This window comes from Nocardia exalbida NBRC 100660, assembly GCF_000308575.1.
GTDB classification, from domain to species: domain Bacteria; phylum Actinomycetota; class Actinomycetes; order Mycobacteriales; family Mycobacteriaceae; genus Nocardia; species Nocardia exalbida.
The window spans coordinates 33,831-57,809 of record NZ_BAFZ01000082.1; the positions used below are offsets into that span (position 1 = coordinate 33,831).

General features: G+C 69.6%; 23 protein-coding genes. 1 reads left to right on the top strand and 22 read right to left on the bottom strand.

All coding sequences use genetic code 11. The annotated features are described in order from the left end of the window. Positions 1 to 732: 732 nt before the first annotated feature. The 11 genes from ON29_RS19750 to ON29_RS19800 form a co-directional block, all read right to left on the bottom strand. Positions 733 to 2,241, bottom strand: coding sequence for a YifB family Mg chelatase-like AAA ATPase (locus ON29_RS19750; protein WP_040868298.1), 1,509 nt, complete (start codon positions 2,239 to 2,241; stop codon positions 733 to 735). Continuing rightward, positions 2,242 to 2,598: a YraN family protein gene (locus tag ON29_RS19755; RefSeq protein ID WP_040868299.1), complete on the bottom strand. Its 357-nt coding sequence runs from the start codon at positions 2,596 to 2,598 to the stop codon at positions 2,242 to 2,244. Positions 2,599 to 2,699: 101 nt separating this feature from the next. Further along, positions 2,700 to 3,005, bottom strand: coding sequence for a DUF2469 domain-containing protein (locus tag ON29_RS19760; RefSeq protein ID WP_011210678.1), 306 nt, complete (start codon positions 3,003 to 3,005; stop codon positions 2,700 to 2,702). Between the two features lie 46 nt (positions 3,006 to 3,051). Next, the gene (locus tag ON29_RS19765; RefSeq protein ID WP_083863835.1) at positions 3,052 to 3,861 is read right to left on the bottom strand and encodes a ribonuclease HII; all 810 of its coding nucleotides are present in this window, start codon (positions 3,859 to 3,861) and stop codon (positions 3,052 to 3,054) included. Between the two features lie 23 nt (positions 3,862 to 3,884). Beyond that, positions 3,885 to 4,667, bottom strand: a complete 783-nt coding sequence (gene lepB, locus ON29_RS19770; RefSeq protein WP_040868300.1) for a signal peptidase I — start codon at positions 4,665 to 4,667, stop codon at positions 3,885 to 3,887. Positions 4,668 to 4,744: 77 nt separating this feature from the next. Next, positions 4,745 to 5,086, bottom strand: a complete 342-nt coding sequence (gene rplS, locus ON29_RS19775; protein ID WP_040780792.1) for a 50S ribosomal protein L19 — start codon at positions 5,084 to 5,086, stop codon at positions 4,745 to 4,747. Positions 5,087 to 5,331: 245 nt separating this feature from the next. Then, a complete protein-coding gene (locus tag ON29_RS19780) occupies positions 5,332 to 5,625 on the bottom strand; it encodes a hypothetical protein (RefSeq protein ID WP_040868301.1) in 294 nt (97 codons plus the stop codon). A 151-nt stretch (positions 5,626 to 5,776) separates the two neighbouring features. Beyond that, positions 5,777 to 6,694: a hypothetical protein gene (locus ON29_RS19785; protein WP_245549031.1), complete on the bottom strand. Its 918-nt coding sequence runs from the start codon at positions 6,692 to 6,694 to the stop codon at positions 5,777 to 5,779. Between the two features lie 27 nt (positions 6,695 to 6,721). Next, positions 6,722 to 9,094, bottom strand: a complete 2,373-nt coding sequence (locus ON29_RS19790; RefSeq protein ID WP_040868302.1) for a Tex family protein — start codon at positions 9,092 to 9,094, stop codon at positions 6,722 to 6,724. Between the two features lie 145 nt (positions 9,095 to 9,239). Next, entirely contained in the window at positions 9,240 to 10,877 is a 1,638-nt protein-coding gene (locus tag ON29_RS19795) for an AMP-binding protein (protein WP_040868304.1), read from the bottom strand. Then, positions 10,874 to 12,508, bottom strand: a complete 1,635-nt coding sequence (locus ON29_RS19800; RefSeq protein ID WP_040868306.1) for an AMP-binding protein — start codon at positions 12,506 to 12,508, stop codon at positions 10,874 to 10,876. The genes ON29_RS19795 and ON29_RS19800 overlap by 4 nt, the downstream gene beginning before the upstream one ends. A 99-nt stretch (positions 12,509 to 12,607) precedes the next feature. On the opposite strand from ON29_RS19800, the gene ON29_RS19805 reads away from it, so the two are divergent. Continuing rightward, on the top strand, positions 12,608 to 13,459 hold the full coding sequence (locus ON29_RS19805) for a LuxR C-terminal-related transcriptional regulator (protein WP_051175396.1): 852 nt from the start codon (positions 12,608 to 12,610) through the stop codon (positions 13,457 to 13,459). Between the two features lie 201 nt (positions 13,460 to 13,660). Here the strand turns inward: ON29_RS19805 and trmD are convergent, their stop codons facing one another. From trmD to ON29_RS19860, 11 genes are all read right to left on the bottom strand, one after another. Next, positions 13,661 to 14,368: a tRNA (guanosine(37)-N1)-methyltransferase TrmD gene (gene trmD / locus ON29_RS19810; RefSeq protein ID WP_040868311.1), complete on the bottom strand. Its 708-nt coding sequence runs from the start codon at positions 14,366 to 14,368 to the stop codon at positions 13,661 to 13,663. A gap of 73 nt (positions 14,369 to 14,441) precedes the next feature. Further along, positions 14,442 to 14,966 (bottom strand): ribosome maturation factor RimM, encoded by a 525-nt coding sequence (rimM, locus tag ON29_RS19815; RefSeq protein ID WP_040868313.1) that lies wholly within the window; start codon positions 14,964 to 14,966, stop codon positions 14,442 to 14,444. Then, a complete protein-coding gene (locus tag ON29_RS19820) occupies positions 14,967 to 15,209 on the bottom strand; it encodes an RNA-binding protein (RefSeq protein ID WP_011210690.1) in 243 nt (80 codons plus the stop codon). A gap of 94 nt (positions 15,210 to 15,303) precedes the next feature. Beyond that, positions 15,304 to 15,735: a 30S ribosomal protein S16 gene (rpsP, locus tag ON29_RS19825; RefSeq protein WP_040868315.1), complete on the bottom strand. Its 432-nt coding sequence runs from the start codon at positions 15,733 to 15,735 to the stop codon at positions 15,304 to 15,306. Positions 15,736 to 15,931: 196 nt separating this feature from the next. Then, positions 15,932 to 16,669 carry a class I SAM-dependent methyltransferase gene (locus ON29_RS19830; RefSeq protein WP_040868317.1) on the bottom strand — a complete coding sequence of 246 codons (738 nt, stop codon included), beginning with the start codon at positions 16,667 to 16,669 and terminating at the stop codon, positions 15,932 to 15,934. Positions 16,670 to 16,718: 49 nt separating this feature from the next. After that, positions 16,719 to 17,702, bottom strand: a complete 984-nt coding sequence (locus tag ON29_RS19835; RefSeq protein ID WP_040868319.1) for an LLM class F420-dependent oxidoreductase — start codon at positions 17,700 to 17,702, stop codon at positions 16,719 to 16,721. A gap of 54 nt (positions 17,703 to 17,756) precedes the next feature. Beyond that, entirely contained in the window at positions 17,757 to 18,851 is a 1,095-nt protein-coding gene (locus ON29_RS19840) for an amidohydrolase family protein (RefSeq protein ID WP_040868349.1), read from the bottom strand. Positions 18,852 to 18,981: 130 nt separating this feature from the next. After that, on the bottom strand, positions 18,982 to 20,544 hold the full coding sequence (gene ffh, locus ON29_RS19845; protein ID WP_040868321.1) for a signal recognition particle protein: 1,563 nt from the start codon (positions 20,542 to 20,544) through the stop codon (positions 18,982 to 18,984). 106 nt (positions 20,545 to 20,650) lie between these two features. Further along, the gene (locus ON29_RS19850; protein WP_040868323.1) at positions 20,651 to 20,965 is read right to left on the bottom strand and encodes a hypothetical protein; all 315 of its coding nucleotides are present in this window, start codon (positions 20,963 to 20,965) and stop codon (positions 20,651 to 20,653) included. Between the two features lie 120 nt (positions 20,966 to 21,085). Next, entirely contained in the window at positions 21,086 to 23,557 is a 2,472-nt protein-coding gene (locus ON29_RS19855) for a [protein-PII] uridylyltransferase (protein ID WP_051175398.1), read from the bottom strand. Between the two features lie 83 nt (positions 23,558 to 23,640). Further along, positions 23,641 to 23,979, bottom strand: coding sequence for a P-II family nitrogen regulator (locus ON29_RS19860; RefSeq protein ID WP_040868325.1), 339 nt, complete (start codon positions 23,977 to 23,979; stop codon positions 23,641 to 23,643).

Consider the following 23,979-nt stretch of genomic DNA (forward strand, 5'->3'; position numbering starts at 1 on the left):
CATCCCCTGCCCCAGGCACACTTACAAGCCCCGTCACGTCCACTGCCGGAGGCACCGCCGCAACCCCGGGCACACTCGCTCGCGCACTCGCGGCCACAGCCGCATTCGCCGCCCCAGCCGCACTCACCGCCCCAGGCACACTCGCGGTCACGGGCACACTCACTGCCCCAGCCGCACTCACGGCCGTGGGCACTTCGTCCAACCCAGCCCGGTTTGCCGCCGCGTGCCCATCTATCGCCCCGGGCGCACTGGATGCACTGGGCACATCGAGCACCGCAGGCTTGTTCACCGCCGCACGTGCGCTCGCGGCCGCGCGAACGTCAATCGCCCCGGCCGCAGGCGCCGCCACAAGGACATCCGCTGCCCTAGGCACACTCGCGGCCATGGGCGCTTCGGCCGCCACAACCGCGCGCTCCATCTGCGGCGCGCCCACCACTGGAAGCGAGTCCCGCGCTGCTGGCACATCCGCCGCCACAAGGGCATCCGTTGCCCCCTCCACGATTGCGACCCCCGGCACACCCGCCCCGATTACCTTCGCGGCCACAGGGAAGTCGGCTGCCCTAGGCATACTGGCATCCGTGGGCGCTTCGACCGTCCCAGCCGCGTGCTCCGTCCGGAGCGCAGGACGCACGTTCCGCGCCGCGGGCGCATCCGCAGCCGCGCCCACTGCGGCAGGCATATCCGCCGCCGCAAACACCTCCGCTGCCGTGCCCGCGGTCGGCTCCCGCGCGCTCATTGCGCGCCCCGCTGACGAAAGTTCAATGCGGCCAGAACGTCCTGTGCGGAGGGCAGATCGCCGCCGCGCAGATCGCAGATGGTCCAGGCGACGCGGATGGCCCGGTCGGCACCGCGCGCGGACATGCGGCCGAGACGCAGCGCGGCCTCGACGGGCGCGAGCGATTCGCGCGGTAGACGGAACCGCTGGCGCAGGATGTGACCGGGAACCTCGGCGTTGGTGAGCCATCCGTACTCACGCCAGCGCTCGGCGGCGCCGCGGCGCGCAGAGGTGACTCGGGCGCGAACGACCTCGCTGCTCTCGGCCGCGTCGGTGCTGAACGCCGCGCCGGATTGCCCGTGCATCCGCACCCATATGTCGATCCGATCCATCAGCGGCCCGGACAGTTTGCCGAGGTAGCGGCGGCGAGCCAGCGGCGCGCAGATGCAGTCGACGTCGCGGGCCGGGGCGCAGGGACAGGGGTTGGCAGCCAAGACGAGCTGGAAGCGGGCCGGGTAGCGTGCCACACCGTCGCGCCGGGCGATGCGCACTTCCCCCTCCTCCAGCGGCGTCCGCATCGCCTCCAGCACCTTCGTGCCGAGTTCGGCGCATTCGTCGAGGAACAGCACGCCGCGGTGGGCCCGGCTGACCGCGCCGGGGCGGGCGGTCCCCGAACCGCCGCCGATCATCGCGGTCACCGAGGTCGAATGGTGCGGGGCGACGAACGGTGGCGCGGTGATCAACGGGTGATCAACGGCGAGCGTGCCCGCCATGGAGTGGATCGCCGTCACCTCCAGCGCCTCGGTCTCCGTGAGCGGTGGCAGCAGGCTCGGAAGACGTTGCGCCAGCATGGTTTTGCCGATTCCCGGTGGTCCGGTGAGCAGCAAGTGGTGCCCGCCCGCCGCGGCGACCTCCAAAGCCCAGCGGGCTTCGTCCTGACCCACCACCTCGCTGAGATCGCCGCCGTGGCGCACCGTATCCGGCAGATCACCGTCCGGCTCGTCGAGCGCGCCTTCCCCGCGCAGCCACGCCACCACGCCGCGCAAACTGCGCGCTCCGAGCACCTCGATGCCCTCGACCAGTCCGGCCTCGGCCATGGTCACCGCAGGCACCACGACCGTCGACCAGCCTGCCTTGCGCGCCGCGAGCACGGCGGGCAGGATGCCGCGCACTCGCCGCACCCGCCCGTCCAGCGCGAGTTCGCCGAGCAGCACCGTCTTCGCAAGCCGTTCGGAGGGGACCGAACCGGACGCGTCCAGCACCGCGACCGCGAGTGCCAGGTCGTAAACGCTGCCCAGTTTCGGCAAGGTCGCGGGCGAGAGCGCGAGCACCACCCGGCCGTCGGGCCACTTCTCCCCGGAGTTCGCCACCGCGGAGCGGACCCGGTCGCGCGATTCCTGCAACGCGGTGTCGGGGAGCCCGACCAGATGGACCGAGGGCAGGCCCTGGCCGATATCGGCTTCGATTTCGACGAGCAGCCCGTCCACGCCGGTGACCGCGACCGAATGCGCCCGGCCGAGGGCCATTCAGAACACCGCCTCGAGATGATCGATGACCGGTGTCCGACCACGCTGCGCCAGCACCGACACCACGTCGAACCGGATGCGCCGCCACGGTCCGTCCTGCTCGGCCAGCCACAGCAGGGCCAGCCGTCGGATCCGTTGCCGCTTGGCGAAGGTGACCGACTCCGCAGGAGTGCCGTAACCCAGCCCCGAACGCGTTTTGACCTCGACGAACGCGGTCACATCCCCGTCTCTGGCGATGAGATCGAGCTCGCCGTATCGGCAACGCCAGTTCCTGGCGATGATCTCCATCCCCGCGGCGCGCAGAAACTCTGCCGCCAGTTCCTCCCCGTGCGCGCCGAGCGCCTGTTTGTCCGTCACCCGGCCAGCGTGCGCGGGGACCGGATCAGCTCAGCGCCGCCGACCTGGGGAATCGGAAAAGCTGTTGATAACCGAGTCGCTGTGCAGAACTCCCGGCCTGCTCACTCGGGCAGCCGCAGGTCCGGCTTCTCCAGCTCTTCGATGTTGACGTCCTTGAAGGTGATGACGCGGACGTGCTTGACGAAGCGGGCCGGGCGGTACATGTCCCACACCCACGCGTCGCTCATCCGCACCTCGAAGTACACCTCACCATCCGCGTTCTGCGGCCGCAGCTCCACGGAGTTGGCGAGGTAGAAGCGGCGCTCGGTCTCCACCACGTACGAAAACTGACCGACGATGTCCTTGTACTCGCGATACAGCGAGAGCTCCATCTCGGTTTCGTACTTCTCGAGGTCCTCGGCACTCATCGGGTGGGACGTCCTCCTTCTCGCCGCATCGCGTCGTATGGTCACATCATCGCGCATGCGCCGCGTCGGTAGCCACTCGGCCAGCCGTACGCTCGTTCGGAAACTGCTCTGACAGGGCTTCGTCCAGTCCTTCGGCCAGTACGGCGTCCGCGACGTCGGCCGCCGTCGCGACCGGCCGCAGCCCGGCGGCTTCGCGCACATTGCGCCAGGATCGGCGGTGCTCGCTGCTGGGTCCGAGGCGGTGCAATGCTGCGGTGTGCTCGGGCGTGTTGTAGCCCTTGTGGGCGGCGAAGCCGTAGCCGGGGAATCGCTGGTCCAGCTCTACCATCATGCGGTCCCTGGTGACCTTGGCCAGAATGCTGGCCGCCGCGATGCAGGCCGCCGCACCGTCGCCCCCGATCACCGGCAGCGAGGGCACGGGGATGCCGGGTACCCGGAATCCATCGGTGAGCACGTAGCCAGGCGTGCGCCCGAGCCCGGCCACGGCGCGGCGCATGCCCTCGATATTGGCGACGTGGATGCCGATCGAGTCGATCTCCCAGGCCGGGATGACGACCACCCGGTAGGCCAGCGCCAGCCGGACGATCACCGGATACAGCTCTTCCCGGGTGGCCTCGGTGAGCTTCTTGGAGTCGTCGAGGCCGGCCAGCTTGTCATATGCCTTCGGAGCGAGCAGGCATGCCGCCACCACCAGCGGCCCCGCACACGGCCCGCGCCCCGCTTCGTCGACACCGGCGACAGGGCCGAGGCCACTGCGGATCAAAGCCGCCTCGAGCGTGCGCAAACCTCCGGCCCTGCGCATCACCACACGCGGCGGCCAACCGTTACCCACCGGCACTCGACCTTGCCCCACCATCCAATTATCCTGCGTCCGAGCGGTCAGTTCTCCTGCGGATTCTCCGCACGCACCGGTCCGATCCGGCCCGGCGGCCAGATCTTGAACACCGCCTTGCCGCGCACGTTCTCCACGGGGATGGTGCCCTGCAGTTCGTCGGTGATATGGGCGCGGGAGTCGGCGCTCTGGTTGCGGTTGTCGCCCATCACCCACAGATGCCCCTCGGGCACTTTCACGGGCTTGAATTCGCGCCCTCCCCCCGGGCCGTAGGGCTGGCCCGGCACGTACGGTGCGAGGTAGCGGGCATACGGCTCGTCCAGGGGCTTGCCGTCCACGATGACCCGGCCCTGCGCGTCGCAGCACTGCACGGTCTGGCCGCCGACCGCGATCACGCGCTTCACCAGATCGTTCTCGTCCGGCGGCACCAGGCCGAAGAACGAGAAGAAGTTCTGCACGCCACGCACGGCGGCGTTGTCCGAGCGGATCGACTTGTAGGTGGTGTTCCACGAGGGCGGGCCGACGAACACGACCACGTCGCCCGGCTGCGGATCACCCCAGTAGTAGCTCAGCTTCTGCACATAGATGCGGTCGCCGGTGCAACCGGCGCAGCCGTGCAACGTGGTTTCCATCGACTCCGACGGAATCACGTACGGCCGACCGACGAACGTGACCATCAACGCGGCGATCACCGCGGCGATCACGATGAGGATCGGCAATTCCTGCCAGAACGGCCGCTGCTTCTTCTTCGGTCGCCGCTTGGCGCGACCTACCCGCGAATTCTCGTCGCCCGACTCGGACACCGACACCGACCCACTTTCGTCTGCCACGCCGAACAGATTAGCCCGGCAGCGAAACCGAAGTCCGATGCCGGGCTGAGGAAGATCTGCTGTGCCGAAAAGCTAGCTCAGCGCTTTTCCTTGATCTTGGCGGCCTTGCCGCGCAGCTCGCGCAGGTAGTACAGCTTGGCGCGGCGAACATCACCGCGGGTCACGACATCGATGTGGTCGATGTTCGGGCTGTGCACCGGGAAGGTGCGCTCCACGCCGACACCGAACGACACCTTGCGCACCGTGAAGGTCTCGCGGATGCCACCACCCTGGCGGCGGATCACGACGCCCTTGAAGACCTGGATGCGCTCCTTCGAGCCTTCGATGACCTTCACGTGCACGTTCAGCGTGTCGCCCGGGCGGAACTCGGGGACGTCGCTACGCAGCGACTTTTCGTCGACGAAGTCAAGGGTGTTCATTTCCATCCTTATGGTTTCGCGCGAACAGAGGACCCTGGCGGCACTCGAAGTGCTCGGCCGGTTCATGCTCCGAATTAGGGGGTGCGCCGGGTCGACAACCACCCAGGGCAACCTGAGCATTGTGCCAGACCGGCGCGCCACGGAAGAAATCGGCCCGGGCGACGGCGCGGCGGCGCCCTCTCAGGTTACGGCCCGCGCGGGGTGCGAGACGGCGCGCCGACCGCCGTGCGTCGCCTCCTGCCCGTTCAGGACTCGGGCGGGAGGATCGGCGACGCGAACACTTCCTCCAGCGGGGTCGGGCCGGTGTAGCGGCGGCACTGGCAACCGACCCATTCCCGCAGGCCGTGCGTGCCCTTACGGGAGATCTCGGCGTGACAAGTGCCGGTGGCGCGGTCGTGCAGCGCCAGGTCGTGACCGCAACCGCAGCGCGCGGGAAGGCTTCCTCCCGGCCGGGCTCGCCGCCGATGCCCGAACCTGCCGCATGCCCAGCCGACACCGACCAAGCCGGCTCCGACCGCGAGACTGAAGGGATCCAACACGGTCCCAGTATACGTATACGCATAGCCTCGGCTCCCACGAATGACGGCATCCGATACCCGCCCGCCTCCCCGGGAGACGGCGGCAAGCCGAGGAGATCGCAGACCCTCGTGCACCGCTGTGACTCGCAGGTCGCGTCGGCGGATGCTCCGCTCAGTGGTTCTGTTCGCCGGAGATCGCGTCCTGGGCGGGCGGCGAGCCGGGCGTATGCAAACCATGGTCGGAATGCCACAGCGAGTGGTGCCGGTGCGGGGCGGGCGGAGCGGGCACGACCGTGCGAGTGAGTTCCGCTTCCGCCGCCGTGCGGACGTGCTCGACGTCCGGTTTCCCCGCGACCAGATCCTGCACGAAGATCTTGGCGCGGATGACCGGGCGGCGATAGCGCCGTTCCCGGACGATGGCCCGGTACATCATGCGTCTGCGGTCGGCGTACCGCCAGCGCGCCCAGGGCGCGCCGGGACGGCTCAGGCGCAGCGCACCGACGAACAGCAGCGGCAGGAAGAACATGCCGAACAGGCCGGTCCATATCTTCCCTTTGGCGATCACGATCGCGGCGAGGGCGAGGTTGACCACCGCGAACACGACGACGAAAGCGCGGACCTCGACGCTCGGGTCGCGCCGGAAGTCGTTGATGTCCAGCATCCACAGCGGGTGGAAGCCGAGCAGCAGCAATCCGGTCACGGCGAGCGCGACGAACACCGCGTCCACCGACGTGCGGCCCTGTTTCTCCCAGTACACGTCGCGCAGATAGAAGATCAGCGCGAATTCGTCGAGAACCAGCGCGGCGCCCACACCGAAGAGCGCGGCGAGGATGCCCGCGGTGGTCATCCCCGCGCTCTGGTACTGGGCGACCATGCCGACCCCGGAGGACAGCACCAGGATCACCCCGAACACCATGTGGTGGATGTGCGTGTCACCGGCCCGCAGATTGCCCGGCCACCAGCGCACCCGCGCGCGGATCAGCCGGACGCTGACGCGGATGACCAGGAATCCGACGATGAATCCGAGCAGGAAGCACAGCAACGGCAGCCGCCCTTGGGCGATCACGTCCTCGTGGAGCCACCGTCGCATGGCCGTTACTCCCTCCCGCGCGTCGGTCTACTGGCCGAAACCCGCCCTGCGCAGCGCGTCCGCCATCGAGCCGCTCGGCGCGGGGGCGTTGCGGCGTTGGTTGCCTCCGCGCCCCTGACCTTGATTGCGGTTCTGGCCCTGCTGCTTGTTCTGGCCATTCTGCCGCTGCCGCTGCTCCCCGCCCGCGGGTCGGCCGCCCTGGCCGCGCTGCCGGTTGTCGCCGCCTTTGGCGGGTGTGCCGGGCTCGTCGTCCAGACGCAGGGACAGCCCGATGCGCTGACGCGCCACGTCCACCTCGAGCACCTTCACCTTGACCACGTCGCCGGACTTGACCACTTCGCGCGGGTCCTTGACGAAGTTGTGCGACATGGCCGAGACGTGCACGAGGCCGTCCTGGTGCACGCCCACGTCGACGAACGCGCCGAACGCGGCCACATTCGTCACCACGCCCTCGAGCACCATGCCCGGTTTCAGGTCGGCGACCTTCTCCACGCCCGCGGCGAACTCGGCGGTCTTGAATTCCGGACGCGGGTCGCGGCCCGGCTTCTCCAGCTCGGCGATGATGTCGGTGACCGTGGGGACACCGAAGCGTTCGTCGGTGAACTCACCGGCGCGCAGCGAGCGCAGCACCGTGGTGTTGCCGATGACCTCCGCGATGGGGCGACCGGTCGATGCCAGGATGCGCCGCACCACCGGATATGCCTCGGGGTGCACCGCCGAGGTGTCCAGCGGATCGTCGCCGCCGCGGATGCGCAGGAAGCCCGCACACTGCTCGAACGCCTTCGGCCCCAGGCGCGGGACGTCCAGCAGCGCGGTCCTGCTGCGGAACGGGCCGTTCTGGTCCCGATGCGCCACAATGCTTTCCGCCACCGAACCGGCGATGCCGGATACCCGGGACAGCAGCGGCACCGAGGCCGTGTTCACGTCGACGCCGACCGCGTTCACCGCGTCCTCGACCACCGCGCCCAGCGAGCGGGCCAGCAGCGATTCGGACACGTCGTGCTGGTACTGACCGACGCCGATGGACTTCGGATCGATCTTCACCAGCTCGGCCAGCGGGTCCTGCAACCGCCGCGCGATCGACACCGCCCCGCGCAGCGAGACGTCCAGGTCGGGAAGTTCCTGCGAGGCGTAGGCGGAGGCGGAGTACACCGAGGCGCCCGCCTCGGAGACCACGATCTTGGTGGGCTTGTTCTCCGGGATGCGCGAGATCAGATCGGCGGCGAGGGCGTCGGTCTCGCGCGAGGCGGTGCCGTTGCCGATGGCGATGAGCTCCACGCCGAAGCGGGCGACCAGCGCGCCGAGCACCGCCAGCGACTTCTCGGTCTGGCCCTGCGGTTTGTGCGGGTAAATCACCTCGGTGGCGACCACCTTGCCGGTGGCGTCGACCACCGCGACCTTCACCCCGGTGCGGTAGCCGGGATCCAGCCCCATGGTCGTGCGGGTGCCCGCGGGGGCGGCGAGCAGCAGATCGCGCAGATTCGCGGCGAACACGTCGACCGCGTCCTTCTCCGCCGCCTGCCGCAGCCGCATCCTGGTGTCGATACCCAGGCTGACCTGCAACTTGGTACGCCACGCCCAGCGCACGGTGTCCAGCAGCCAGGAATCGGCGCGGCGGCCGCGGTCGGCGATGCCGAAGCGGGCGGCGATGCGACCCTCGTAGATGGTGCGCTCGCCCGGCTGCGGCTCCTCGGTGTCGGGCTCGAGGTGCAGTGTGAGCACCTCCTCCTTCTCCCCGCGCAGCAGCGCGAGGATGCGGTGGGAGGGCAGCTTTCCGAACGGCTCGCTGAATTCGAAGTAGTCGGCGAACTTCGCGCCCGCCTCCTCCTTGCCCGCGCGCACGGTCGAGGTGACCTGCCCGCGGTTCCACATCAGTTCGCGCAGCTCGCCGACCAGGTCGGCGTCCTCGGCGAAGCGTTCGACCAGGATGGCGCGCGCGCCGTCGAGCTGCTCGGCGGTGTACTGCGCCGGATCGGTGTTCGGATCCCCGATCAGGGCGTCGGCCACCGGTTCGTGCCCGGCCTCGCGCGCGATCTGCGCCTTGGTGCGCCGCTTCGGCTTGTACGGCAGGTAGATGTCCTCGAGCCGCGCCTTGGTCTCGGCGAGCAGGATCTGCCGGTGCAGGGCGTCGTCGAGTTTGCCCTGGCCGCGGATCGATTCGAGGATCGCGGCCCGGCGCTCGTCGAGTTCGCGCAGGTAATGCAGACGTTCGTCGAGCATGCGCAGCTGCGCGTCGTCCAACCCGCCGGTGACCTCCTTGCGGTACCGGGCGATGAACGGCACCGTCGAGCCCGCGTCGAGCAACTCGACGGCGGCGCGCACCTGGGTCTCGCGCACCGCGAGTTCCTCGGCGATGCGACGGTTCACGCTGGCTGGGCCCGCGGTATCGGAGCGTGGCACGGCGGGTGTGGACTCTGCACTGGCAGTCTCGGGCGCTGTCGTCACGTCGGAGACACTACCGCTCCCCCGCCCCTCCGCGTCTTTCGCCGGTCGCGGGTACCCGGCCGTTCCGCCGCGCGCCGGCGGTCGCGCGGCGGGCCGATTTCTACGGGGTCTTCTTCGACGACGCGAGGATCTCTCGGGCTATTTCCCGCATTTCGGCCTTGCGGACCTTGCCGGTGACCGTCATCGGGAATTCCTCGACCACGTGCACGTAGCGGGGAATCTTGAAGTGTGCCAGCTTGCCGGTGGCGAACTCGCGCACGGCCGCGGCGTCCAACGGCGGTGCGCCCTCGCGCATCCGGACCCAGGCCATCAGCTCCTCGCCGTACTTCGGATCCGGCACGCCGATCACCTGCGCGTCCAGGATGTCGGGATGGGTGTAGAGGAATTCCTCGATCTCACGCGGATAGACGTTCTCGCCGCCGCGGATGACCATGTCCTTGATCCGGCCGGTAATGGCCAGATAGCCGTCGTCGTCCATCACGCCGATATCGCCGGTGTGCATCCACCGGGCGGCATCGATGGCCTCGGCGGTCTTGTCCGGATCGTTCCAGTACCCGAGCATCACCGAGTAGCCCCGGGTGCACAGTTCGCCGGGTTCGCCGCGCGGCACCGTGAGACCCGTTGCGGGATCGACGATCTTGACCTCCAGATGCGGCCCGACCCGGCCGACCGTGGCGGTACGCCGGTCGATGCCGTCGCCGCGCCGGGTCTGGGTGGAGACCGGGGATGTTTCCGTCATGCCGTAGCAGATGCACACCTCGCGCATGCCCATTCGGTCGATCACCCGCTTCATCACCTCGACCGGGCACGGTGAGCCCGCCATGATCCCGGTGCGCAGCGTGGACAGCTCCACGGTGGCCGAATCCAGTTCGGCGAGCATGTCGATGAACATCGTCGGCACGCCGTAGAGCGAGGTGCAGCGCTCCGCCTCGACCGCGGCCAGCGTCGCCTTCGGATCGAACGACGGCGCCGGGATCACAATCGCCGCGCCGTGGCTCGTGCTCGCGAGATTGCCCATGACCATCCCGAAGCAGTGGTAGAAGGGCGTCGGGACGCAGATGCGGTCGTGTTCGGTGTATCCGCACAGCTCACCGACGAAATAGCCGTTGTTCAGGATGTTGTGGTGGCTGAGCGTGGCGCCCTTCGGGAAACCCGTGGTGCCCGAGGTGTACTGGATGTTGATCGGGTCGTCGGCCGACAGCAGCGCGCCGAGCGTGGCGAGCCGTTCGGCGTCGACCTCGGTGCGGGCCAGCGCGTCCCACTCGGGTGTGCCGAGAACGAGCACCTGCGCCAGCTCCGGGCAGTTCGGTCGGACCTGCTCGATCATCGCGACGTAGTCCGAGGATTTGAACCGCTCGGCCGCGAGGAGCATCCGGACACCGGCCTGGCGCAGCACGTACTCCAGTTCGCTGGTGCGATACGCCGGATTGATGTTGACCAGGATCGCGCCGATCTTCGCCGTGGCGTACTGCGCGATGAACCATTCCGCGCAGTTCGGCGCCCAGATGCCGACCCGGTCGCCCTTGCCGATGCCGCGGCCCGCCAGACCGCACGCGAGGGCGTCGACCGCGGCGCCGAGCGCACGGTAGGTCCAGCGCCGCCCGGTCGGCCGGTCCACCAGCGCTTCCCGGTCCGGGAACGCCGCCACCGTGCGATCGAGATTGCCGCCGATGGTGTCACCGAGCAGCGGGACGTCCGAGACCCCGGAGGCGTAGCTGGGCAAGGACACCTGCGTCATCGGGCGTCCCCCTGCCGCAGCACGAATCGTTGCACCTTGCCACTGGGCGTCTTCGGTAGGCTCGGCACGAAGTGGACCCTGCGCGGATAGGCGTGCGCGGCGAACTTCTTCTTCACCAGGCTCTGCAATTCGGCTTCCAACTCCGGGCCGCCCGCGGCGCCCTCGCGCAGCACGACGAACGCCTCGAGCACTTCGCCGCGCAGTTCGTCCGGCATGCCGACCACGGCCGCTTCCGCGACCTGCTCGTGCAGCACCAGCACGCTCTCCACCTCGAACGGGCCGATGCGGTAGCCCGCCATGATGATCACGTCGTCGTCGCGGGCCGAGAAACGGAAGAAGCCGTCGGCGTCCCGCGAGCCCGCGTCGCCGGTCAGATACCAGCGGCCGTCGGCGGTGTAGCGCTGGGCGGTGCGTTCCGGGGCGTCGAGGTAGCCGAGGAACCACAGCAGCGGGCTGTGTTCGGTGTCGATCGCGACGCGGCCCAGTTCACCTGCGGGCGCGACGATGTCGGCGTCGTCGGCGAGCACGGCGCAGGTCCATCCGGGCAACGAGCGGCCCATCGATCCCGCGGGAGCGTCGGTGTCGAGGTCTTCGTGCCAGGCGTTGCAGATGACCATCCCGTGCTCGGTCTGGCCGTAGTGATCGCGCACCGCGACACCCAGATGCTCCACGGACCAGGCGACGACCTCGGGTGTGAGCGGCTCCCCCGCCGACGACGCGCGGCGCAGCCGGGAGTGCACCGGAGGCGTTGCGCTGTCGGCACGCAGCGCTCGATAGACGGTCGGGGCGGCCGCGAAGTTCGTGACGCCGAAGGTTTCCAGCACCTGCCAGGTGAGCGGGGCGGAGAAACCCGCGTGCAGCAGGATGCTGCGCATGCCGGTGGCCAGCGGGCCGAGGATGGCGTAGTAGAGGCCGTAGGCCCAGCCCGGATCGGCGGCGTTCCAGAAGACGTCGTCGGGCCGGACGTCCAGCGCGAATTCCTGGTACGCGTGGAAGGAGGCGAGCGCGCGCAGCGGGATCGGGACGCCTTTGGGCGTGCCCGTTGTGCCGCTGGTGAACAGCTGGACCAGCAGGCCGTCCCCGCCGACCGCGACGGGGTCGGCGCTCGGGTGGGTCGCCGGATAAGTTTCGAGCAGTTCGTCCATCCGCAGGGCACCCTCGGGAACCTCCCCTCCGGCGACGACGAGTCGCCAGGGCGGGTCCGCGGGCAGATCCGGCCCGGCCGCCAGCTTCGGCGCCTGGTCGGCATCGGCGATGACGACCGTGGCACGGGCGGCGTTCAACCGCAGGGCGATGGCGGGCGGCGCGAAGGCGGTGAACAGCGGAACGTGCACCGCTCCGCGGCGCCAGATGCCGAGCAGTGCGACCACCAGGTCCGCCGACTTCGCCATCAGCGTGGCCACGCGGTGGCCGGGTTCGACGCCTAGTTCGGCCAGTGCGGCGGCGCAGCGGGCGGAGCGTTCGCGCAGTTCGCCGTAGGTGAGATCGATCGAGGACAAGTCGGCTTCGACGATCGTGAAGGCGACCCGGTCGGCCGGATGCCGATCGCACAGCAGGTCCGCCGCCGACGCGTCGGCGCGGTCGTAACAGTCCAGCAGTTCGCGCACCCGCTGATTCAGGTCGGTGCCCATCTTCGGTTCTCCTCGTTCTGTGATCCAGCGCAACCCGGGTGTGCAATAGGATGTGGCTCACATCCCGCTGCCCACTACCCCCGAAAAGGGGTGAGTCTCGTGACCCACACCGCTCTGCTGCGTCCGCGCGACAGCGACGCTCTGCGTGCCGAGATCCGCTGGGTGGCGAGCGCTGCGGGCGTGCCGGTGACGTTCGGCGGCGAAGTGCACGGTGACGCGCTGCTGCTGTCGGAATTCGTGGGCACGCTGACCAACGGCCTGCGCGGCCTGGCCGTCGTGCGGACGTCGGGGCTGGGCGGCCGGGTAATGGATTCCGGACGGCCCGCCGCGGTCACCGACTATCGCCGCGCGTCCTCGATCACCCACGACTACGACGGGCCGGTCTCCGGCGAAGGCATCCGCTCCGTGCTCGCCGTGCCCGTGGTGGTGGACCGATGCCCCCGCGCGGTGCTCTATGCCGCGACCCGTGGCGCGAGCCCGCTGGGCGACCGCACCACGGATCTCGTCGTCCAGGCCGGTCGCCGCCTGGCCACCGAGATCGCGGTGCGCGACGAGGTCGACCGCCGGTTGCGCATGCTGGAGGTGGCCGCGCCGTCGGCCGCGACGGCACCGGCCGTCACCGAGGAACTGCGCGACATCCACGCCGAACTGCGCGGTATGGCGCGCTCGACCGAGGACGACCGGTTGCGCGGACGCCTGCACGCGGTGTGCGAACGACTCACCCGGGTCATGACCGGCGAGCCGCACCCCGACAGCCCGAAACTGTCGCGCCGCGAACTCGACGTGCTCTCCCAGATCGCCTTGGGTTGCACCAATCAGGAAACAGCGCAACGTCTTTCGCTCGGTCCGGAAACCGTGAAGAGCTATCTGCGCAACGCGATGGTCAAACTCGACGCCCACTCCCGCCACGAGGCGGTGGCAGCGGCCCGCCGCCACGGCTTACTGCCGTGAGCGACCCGCGATATGCCTCGACGATGACCGATACCGCGATGTGGTGAACGGACAACCGGACCACCCGCAGCCGACCCGCTGATCGAACCGGCGACCGGGAATCACGGAACGCGATGCGCGTCCCTTCGGACTACGCAGCTCCGCGCCACGGAGGCCGCGTTCGGCATGTGGCGCTGATCCGCTGAGCCGGGCGCTTCCGGTCTACCGCCCGGGTTCGCGCACCGTGTCCTGGTCCGGAAGCAGGTCCGGGCGGCGTTCGCGGGTTCTGGCGAGAGCTTGTTCGCGCCGCCAGCCAGCCACTTTCGCGTGGTCGCCGGACAGCAGGATCGGCGGGACGTCGAGGCCGCGCCAGGTGACCGGGCGGGTGTAACTGGGGCCTTCGAGCAAGCCGTCGGAGAACGAATCCTCTTGATGGGACTGCTGATTGCCGAGCACGCCGGGCAGCAGCCGGACCACGGCCTCGGTCATCACCAGCACAGCCGCCTCGCCGCCGATCAGCACGTAGTCGCCGATGCTGACCTCCTCCACCCGCACACGGCGGGCGGCGTCGTCGAAAACGCGCTGGTCGATGCCCTCGTAGCGGCCGCAGGCGAACACGAGATGCCGCTCGGCGGCCCAGCGGTGCGCGGTCGCCTGTGTGAACGGCACGCCCGCCGGAGTGGGAACCACGAGCAGCGCGTCATCGGGACAGACCTCGTCGAGCGCGTCACCCCACACGGTCGGCTTCATCACCATGCCGGGCCCGCCCCCGTAGGGAGCGTCGTCGACCGACTTGTGCACGTCGTGGGTCCAGCGGCGCAGGTCGTGCACCGTGAGGGAGATCAGGCCCTTGTCGATCGCCTTACCGAGCAGTGCCGTGCGCAGCGGCTCCAGGTACTCCGGGAAGATCGTGACGACGTCGATTCTCATCCCTGTCTCCTCTCGCCGCCGGGCCGCCTCGCACCGGCCGGGTGAGCGACGCGCGATCGGGGCTTGCGCCGCATCATTCGGGGTCGAGCAAACCCTCGGGCGGATCGATCACGATCACACCGTCGGCGAGCGACACCGTGGGCACGATGGCGGTGACGAACGGGATCAAGATCTCCCGTCCGTCCTCGGCGGCGCGCACGTCGAGTAGCTCCCCGGCGGCCGAATGCAGCACCTCACGCACGGAGCCCACCACGGTGCCGTCGAGGAGCCGGACCTCCAGCCCTTCCAGCTCGTGGTCGTAGAACTCGTCCGGATCCTCGGAAGGCGGGAGGTCGTCGCTGTCGACCACGAACAGCATGCCGCGCAGCGCGTCGGACCCGGTGCGGTCGGTCACGCCGACCAGGCACACCAGAAGCCGGCCCGAGTGCTCCCGGGCCGACTCCACGGTGAACTCGCGGACCTCCGCCGCTCGGGGCAGCCGGCCGCGCAAGGTCGTGCCCGGCGCGAAACGCGCCTCGGGCTCGTCGGTGCGTACCTCGACGACGAGTTCGCCGCGCACGCCGTGCGACTTGGCGACCCGTCCGACGACGAGTTCCATCTACTGGTCGGTGTCGACCACGTCGACCCGGATGCCCCGGCCGCCGATACCGGCCACGAGGGTGCGCAGCGCGGTCGCGGTGCGTCCGCCGCGGCCGATCACCTTACCCAGGTCATCGGGATGGACGTGCACCTCGACGGTGCGCCCGCGGCGGCCGGTGATCAGCTCGACGCGGACGTCGTCGGGGTTGGCGACGATGCCGCGCACCAAGTGCTCGACGGCATCGGCGACGACGGCGCTCACTGTTCCATCACCTCGAGACGCGACTCACCCGTCGTCGGGGCCGGTCTGTGCACGGCTCGGGACGGGTATCGGGTGGACGGGTGAGGCCGGCTCATTACTCGGCGGCCTCGGCGGACTCGGCGGACTCTTCGGCGTCCTTCTTGCTCTTCTTCTTGGGGGTGACCGCCTCGGCGACCGGCTCGTTGTCGGCTGCGGCCAGCGCGGCGTTGAACAGGTCCAGCTTGGACGGCTTGGCCGGCTTGGCCTTCAGGGTGCCCTCGGCGCCCTCGATGCCCTTGAACTTCTGCCAGTCGCCGGTGATCTTCAGCAGCTGGAGGACCGGCTCGGTCGGCTGCGCGCCGACGCCCAGCCAGTACTGCACGCGCTCGGAGTTGATCTCGATCAGCGAGGGCTCTTCCTTCGGGTGGTACTTGCCGATGGACTCGATGGCCCGGCCGTCGCGGCGGGTGCGGGCGTCGGCGACGACGACGCGGTACTGCGGGTTGCGGATCTTGCCCAGGCGGGTGAGCTTGATGCGAACAGCCACTGCTGATCTGCCTTTCGTTGGTTGGTCACGACGCAATTCGGCGACCCGCATGGTCTGCGAGCCCGGTTTTGCGCTTTCGAGTGTGTGACCGCCGCGCGGTACGGAACCGGAGACGGGCTGCCACTTGTCCGGAAGGACGGTGGTCCATTGTGCCAGACCGCATGATCACGCCGGAAATCGCGTCTCCTCGGTGCGGCTAGGCCGCAGCGGTGGCGATGAGCGCGCGGGTGGGCACCCAGGGACCGCCCCACCACATCTGCCATCCCACGGGGCGCAGGGTGAGGGCTGTCGCGCCGTGCGCCGCCACGACAGCGCGGTAATCGCGGGTCTTGCCGATATCGACAATGACCAGTTTGCCGCCGGGACGCAGCACGCGGCACGCCTCCCGGACCGCGCTCGCGCGGCCCTCGGCGGTCTTGATGGTGTGAATCGCCAAGCTGGAGACGACGACGTCGAACGCGCCGTCCGGAAAGGGCATGCGGGTCATGTCGCCGGTGCGCAGCTCGATCCGGTCGGCGACGTTCTCGGCGAGCGCGTTCTGCTCGGCGGTGGCCGGGATGTTCCCGCAGTGGTCGGCCGAGCACCACAGGTCCAGGCCCACCGCGCGCCCGGCGGGCAGGCGCCGCGCGGCGGCCAGCAGCACCGCCCCGCGGCCGCATCCCATGTCCAGTAGTCGTTCGTCGCCGCACAGGTCGAGGTCGTCGAGCAGACCCGCCCAGACCCGGAACTTGCCCCGGCGGGTCGCGTGCAGGAACAACCCGAACTGCGCCGCCAGCACGACGCCGACGACCAGCAGCAGCAGGCTCGGGCGCAGCTGCCCGAACAGCGCCACCACCAGGGCGGCGGCGAGATACCCGACCGCGAGAACTCCCAGCAACAGCAGCACCGACGGCGCGTCGATACCGTACGACGCACGCCACGGAGGGGCTATCATCGGCCGATTGTATCCGGCGCCAACGGCATTCGGACCCGGTTCTCGCTCGTCAGCGCACCAGCGGAGCAAAAGTGCGTCCGGCGAGTTCGACCGCGCCCGCCTCGTGCCCGTTGAACACCATGTTGATGATCAGTCCGTCGACCCCCTGGTCCAGCACGCGGGTCCGCAGCTGTTCGGCAACATCGTCCGGTGTGCCGACGAACTGACGGTCGGCCGGACTCTGCGCGCGCTCGGAGTCCGACATCGCCGACAGGTCGATACCCATGCGGCTCAGGTAATCCCGCTGCTGCTTGCGTACCAGATCACCGTCCTCGTCCATCATCACGAAGCACAGGTAGCTGGTTTCCAGGGTCTGCGGGTCCCGGCCGGCTTCGGCGCAGCGTGCCCGCAGCGCCTCGATCTTGCGCGGCAGTTCGGAGGCGTTGCAGATGATGTTGAGGTGGTCGGCGAAGCGGGCGGCCAGGCCGAAGGTCTTCTTCTCGCCGCTGCCGCCGAGCAGGATCGGCAGATCGTCGCGGACGCGCGGCTCGTTCATGGCCTGCTCGACCTGGTACCACTTGCCCTGGAACGTGGGGCGTTCCCCGCGCAGCATCGGCTGGATGATCCGCAGGGCCTCTTCCAGCCGCTCGAACCGGTCGGTGAACGTCCCGAATTCGTAGCCGAAGGAGCGGTGCTCGAGTTCGAACCAGCCCGCGCCGATGCCGAGCACCGCGCGGCCACCGCTGACCACGTCCAGCGTCGTGACGGTCTTGGCGAGCATGGCCGGGTTGCGGTAGGTGTTGCCGGTGACCAACGCCGACAACTGGATTCGCTCCGTCGCCGTGGCCAGGCCGCCGAGCGCGGTGTACGCCTCGAGCATCGGCTCGTCGGGCGTGCCGATGCCGGGCAGCTGATAGAAGTGGTCCATTACGAAGGCCGTGTCGAAACCGGCGGCTTCGGCCTCTCGGGCCTGCGCGACAACCGTGGGGAAGAGTTCGCGCACCGACTTGCCGTAGCTGAAGTTGGGCATCTGATAACCGAGGCGAATTGTCACGGAATCCGACCTTACGCCGCGTCGGCGAACGCGCGGGTGAGCCGCGATGACGAGTTATCGATGGCCGGTGACCGGGCCGCGCGCGCCGTACACGCGCCCGCGCAGGACGACGGCGTACGGCGTGCCGAGCGTTTCCGGATGGGTGCGCGGATCCTCTTCGTAGACGACGAAATCCGCGGGCGCACCGTCTTCGATGCCGGGCCGCCCGAGCCAGTCGCGGGCATTCCAGGAGGCCGCGCCGAGCGCGTCGTGCGGAGACAGGCCCGCGGCGCCGAGCGCGGCGATCTCGTCGGCGATGCGCCCGTGGCGGATGGAGCCGCCCGCGTCGGTGCCCGCGAAGATCGGCACGCCCGCCTCGTGCGCGGCGGCGACCGTGCCACGCACCCGCCGGTGCAGATCGCGCATGTGCGAGGCGTAGAGGGGGAATTTGCCCGCGCTGTCGGCGATGTCGGGGAAGGTGTCGATATTGACCAGGGTGGGGACCAGAACGGTGCCGCGCTCGACCATCATCTCGATGGTCTCGTCGGTGAGGCCGGTGCCGTGCTCCAGGCAGTCGATACCGGCGTTGATCAAGCCGGGTAGCGCGTCCTCTCCGAAGACGTGCGCGGTGACCCGGGCGCCGTTGGCGTGCGCCGCGTCGATGGCCTCCTTCAGGATCGCGTCGCTCCACAGTGGGCGCAGGTCGCCCACGGAGCGGTCGATCCAGTCGCCGACGATCTTGACCCAGCCGTCGCCGAGGCGGGCCTGCTCGGCGACGATCTCCGGCAGATCGCGTTCGTCGTCGAGTTCGATGCCCAGTTCGCGGACGTAGCGCTTCGGGCGGGCGATGTGGCGGCCTGCGCGGATGATCCGCGGCAGGTCCTCGCGGTCGTCGATGAAACGGGTGTCGATCGGCGAGCCCGCGTCGCGCAGCAGCAGCGCCCCGGCGTCACGCTCGGTCTCGGCTTGCGCGACGGCGCCCGCGCGGTCCTCGTGGCCGCCGCCGTACCGGATCCCGACGTGGCAGTGCGCGTCGACCAATCCCGGCACGATCCATCCCGCGTCGCACAGCGTTTCGGCGCCCGGTACGGGTTCGAAGGACACCAGGCCGTCGCGCACCCAGAGATCGCGCACCTCGTCTCCGGGGAGAACCACACCTCGTAGATGCACGAACAACCTCCTGGATGTCACCGGCCGCCTCCAACCTACTGGGCGATTCTCGCGATGGTCATCCACGCACCGAGCGACCACGGTACGGCGACGCCCATCCGACCGGAGGATCCTGCCGCGGCGAAGTGCCCTACTTCTTCGGGAACTTCAGCTTGCTGAGGTCGAACCCCTCCAACCCGGGCGGCAACTCGTCCAAGCCCGCGGGCATGTTCGACAGGTCGGGCATCCCGGCGGGCAGGCCGGGCATGCCGCCCATTCCGGGGAAGCCGCCGCGCACCTTCGGCGGCGTGGGGCCGCGCCCACCCTTCTTGCCCTTCTTGCCCTTCTTCGCGTTGCCCCGGCGGCTGCCGGGCAGCCCCATCTGGCGGCCCATCATCGCCATCATCTTCTTGGCCTCGAAGAAGCGGTCGACCAGCTGATTGACGTCGGAGACCTGGACGCCGGAACCGTTGGCGATGCGCAGGCGGCGGGAGGCGTTGATGATCTTCGGATTCGCCCGTTCGGCCGGGGTCATGCCGCGGATGATCGCCTGGACGCGATCGAGTTGCTTGTCGTCGACCTGCGCGAGCACGTCCTTCATCTGGCCCGCGCCCGGCAGCAGGCCGAGCAGGTTGCCGATCGGGCCCATCTTGCGGATGGCCAGCATCTGGTCGAGGAAGTCCTCGAGGGTGAGCTCGCCGCTGCCGATCTTGCGCGCGGCCTCCTCGGCCTGTTCGGCGTCGTAGACCTGCTCGGCCTGCTCGATCAGGGTGAGCACGTCACCCATGCCGAGGATGCGGCTGGCCATACGGTCCGGGTGGAAGACGTCGAAGTCCTCGAGCTTCTCACCGGTCGAGGCGTACAGGATCGGCACACCGGTGACCTCGCGGACGCTCAGCGCCGCGCCACCGCGGGCATCGCCGTCGAGCTTGGTGAGCACCACACCGGTGAAGCCGACGCCGTCGCGGAACGACTCGGCGGTGTTGACCGCGTCCTGGCCGATCATCGCGTCGAGCACGAACAGGGTCTCGTCCGGTTGCACGGCGTCGCGGATACCCGCCGCCTGGCGCATGAGTTCCTCGTCGATGCCGAGGCGGCCCGCGGTGTCGACGATGACCACGTCGTACTGCTTCTGGCGCGCCTCCTCGACACCACCGCGCGCCACGTTCACCGGATCGGCGGCCGAGATGCCCAGCGGGTTCTCCCCGCCACCGACGGACGTGCCGGGATGCGGCGCGTAGACGGGCACGCCCGCGCGCTCGCCTACCACTTGCAGCTGGGTGACGGCGCCGGGACGCTGCAGGTCGCACGCCACCAGCAGCGGCTGATGACCCTGCCCCTTCAGCAACTTCGCCAGCTTGCCCGCGAGCGTGGTCTTACCGGAACCCTGCAGACCGGCCAGCATGACCACCGTCGGCGGGTTCTTGGCCAGGTTCAGCCGCCTGGTCTCGCCGCCGAGGATGCCGACGAGTTCCTCGTTGACGATCTTCACGACCTGCTGGGCCGGGTTCAGCGCCGCGCTGACCTCCGCGCCCTTGGCGCGCTCCTTGATACGTCCGATGAAGCCGCGGACGACGGGCAGCGCGACGTCGGCCTCCAGCAGCGCGAGGCGGATCTCGCGGCAGGTGGCGTCGATGTCGGCCGGTGACAGACGCCCCTTACCGCGCAGATCCTTGAGGGCACCGGTAAGCCGGTCGGACAGGGATTCGAACACCGATCGCGCTCCTGATCTCGGGGGACGTCACATTCTCTCCCAGGGTAATGGGATCACCCGCGTGTTCGCGCGGGCGGTGCGTCCTTCCGGTCCGAGCGCGGGCCTGCTAGTCGAGTACGCGGCGGCGCGGCTTGGCGGTTTTGCGGTAGTCGTGGTTCTCCTCGGCCACCATGAAGACCGCCTCGTTGGCGGTCAGGCCCAGTTCCAGGGCCAGGTCGTCGAGGACCGCCCACTCCGCCGTGCTCGGGATGGGCGAGGTGGCGACCCTGGACGCGATCGTCATCGCGGTCACCGCCTGTCGCCCGGTCAACGTGCGACCCGGAAGCCAGGAGACCACCCAGCGGTCGCCGCCGACGCAGCGTGCCATGTGCGTGGTCTCGTCACTCGTCATCGTGGACGCCGAAACGACTTCAATTGCCATCGACCTGCTCCCCTCGTGCTCGCGATAGCCGGACGCCCTAGATCGTATGGTCCGGCCGCCGAGCGGGAGTTCGGATGCAGCAAATATCCTGCAACAGATTGATCACCGGATTATTCGCAGCTAGTGGCTACTTTCCGGGTCGGAATCAGTCGCTTCGGGCGGTTTGGGCGCAGTTTTGGGAACCACCGCGAGGAGCGCTTTCTCGATCGCTTCCCTGCGGGTGGGGCCGTCCTCGGATCCCAGATCCAGGCAGAAGCTGTCGACCACCGCCGACCCCATCGTGACGACCTTCGCCCAGCGGACGTCGGCTCCGCAGGCGGCCAGTTCGGCGGCCAGGCGGCTGAGCAGGCCGACCCGGTCCTCGGCGCGCAACTCCAGGATCACCTGGCCTGGCGCGGAGGTATCCGACCAGATCACTCGGGGCCGAGCCTGCGCGTACCGGCTCCGGCCGATGGTGCTCGCCTCCCGCTCGCGTTTGGCCAGCGCCCCGGGCACATCCAGCTCGCCGGCCGTGGCGCGGATCAGTTCCTGGCGCAGCAGGCCCGGGTCGGGCGGATCGCCGAACTTGGGAGCGACGACGAAAGTGTCCACCGCGGACGCGCCTTCGACCCCCAGCGCGGCCGACAGCACTCGCAGCGAGTGCAGCGCGAGCACGCCGGCGGCGTCGGAGAGCAGCCCTGGGCTGTCCGGCGCGATGACGGTCACCGTGTAGGTGTGTTTGCTCTCACCGGGCTTCAGGTCCACATGCACCCCGCCCGCTCGGGCCTTCTCGATCAGTTCCGGTGCGATCGGCTCCGGCGTCGGCAGCTGGTCGCCCGCCATGACCAGGCGGCAGCGGCGGACCAGCTCACCGATCAGCGAGGCCTTCCAGTCGCCCCACACACCGGGGCCGGTGGCCAGCGAATCCGCCTCGGCCAGGGTGTGCAGCAGTTCCAGCAGCTGCGGATCGCCGTCGAGGGCGTCGACGACGGAGCGCACCGTCTCCGGATCGGACAGGTCGCGCCGCGTGGCGGTTTCCGGCAGCAGCAGGTGGTGGCGGACGATCGCGCTGAGCGTCCGCACGTCCGAGGGCCACAAACCGAGGCGGCGGCCGATGTGCGTGGCGAGTTCCGCGCCGACGAGGCTGTGATCGCCCGAGCGGCCCTTGCCGATGTCGTGCAGCAGCGCCCCGAGGGCGAGCAGGTCCGGTCGGGCCACCCGGGTGCTCAGCGCGCCCGCGTAGGCGACCGTCTCCATGAGGTGGCGGTCGACGGTCCAGATGTGCTGGACATCGCGCGGCGGCAGGTCGCGCACGGCGCCCCATTCCGGCAGCAGCCTGCCCCACAGCCCGGTCCGGTCCAGCGCCTCGACCGCGTCGATGGTGCCGCGGCCCGCGCCCAACAGGACCAGCAAGTCGTTGAGGGCGTCCTTGGGCCACGGCTCGCGTAGCTCGGGGGCGTCCTCGGAGAGCCGGTTGAGGGTGGTGGCCGACATCGGCAGGCCGGTCTGCGCGGACGCCGCCGCCACGCGCAGGATGAGGCCGGGATCGCGCTGCGGGCGGGCATCCCGGGCCAGCACGACCTCGCCCGCGTGCTCGACCACTCCCTCGTCCAGCGGCCTGCGCACCGGCATCCGGCGCAGGCGCGCCAGACCCCGGCGCGGCAGCGCGTTGGCCGCGGTGCGCAGCCCGACGTCCACGGAGTAACTGACCGTCCGGGCCGAATCGCTCAGGGTTCGAGCCAGATCGAACCGATCGCCGACGCGCAGGGCCGCGCCGATCTCGTCGGCGTCCTGCGCCCGCAGCTGGTCGCGGGCCCGGCCCGCCACCCGGTGCAGCTCGGTGCGCACGTCGAGCAGGCGCCGATGCGCCTGTTTCAATCCGCCGCCGGGCACGTCCGGACCGAGGCCGGGCATGGCGTCGGTCAGCTGGGCGATGGCCAGCGCGTCGAGCAGCTGGATGTCGCGCAGACCGCCGCGCCCGTTCTTCAGATCGGGCTCGGCGCGGTGGGCGATCTCGCCGTTGCGCTCCCATCGGGTCTGCGCCTGGGCGATGAGTTCGTCGAAGCGGGAGCGGATTCCGGTGCGCCATTCCCGGCGCACCCCGCCGATCAGCAGATTGCTCAAGTCCTGGTCGCCGACGATGTGCCTGGCCTCGAGCATGCCCAGCGCGGCGATGAGGTCGTCCGCGGCCACCCGCAACGCCTGCGGAACGGTCCGCACACTGTGGTCGAGTTTGATGTGCGCGTCCCACAGCGGATACCAGAGCTGATCGGCGACCTCGGCCACCCGGGCCGGGTCGACGTCGTCGTGCAGCAGCACCAGATCCAGATCCGAGTACGGCAGCATCTCGCGGCGTCCCAGACCGCCGACGGCCACCACGGCCAAGCCGCTGTCGGGGGCGATGCCCAGTTCGGCGCCTTTGCTCGTGAGCCACAGTTCGTAGAGGTCGACCAAGGCCTGGCGCAGCGACTCGGCGTCCAGCCGGGGATTGCGCGGCTGGCCGCCGTCGAGCAGTTGGGTTCGCGCGCGGACCAGGTCGGCCGCCCCGTTGGACACTTTGCCGCTGCCTCCGGTGACCTTCGGCTCACCGTCGTGCTCGTACTGACTACCCACAACCCACCGCCCAATTCATGCGCGCGGCCCCGCCCCGGCCGGAGCTCCGGCGGGAGCGGGGCCGCCGCTCGATCGATATCCCGCTACAGCGCGTCGGTGCCGCGTTCGCCGGTCCGGACCCGGATGATCGATTCCACCGGGGTGACCCAGACCTTGCCGTCGCCGATCTTGCCGGTGCGGGAGGCCTCCACGATCACTTCCACGACCTTGTCGACGGACGCGTCGTCCACGACGACCTCCACGCGGACCTTCGGCACGAAGTCGACGGAGTACTCCGCGCCGCGGTAGACCTCGGTGTGCCCCTTCTGCCGGCCGTACCCTTGGACCTCGCTGACGGTCATGCCCAGCACACCCGCCTGCTCGAGCCCGGACTTGACGTCCTCGAGCGTGAACGGTTTGACGATTGCGGTGATCAGTTTCAT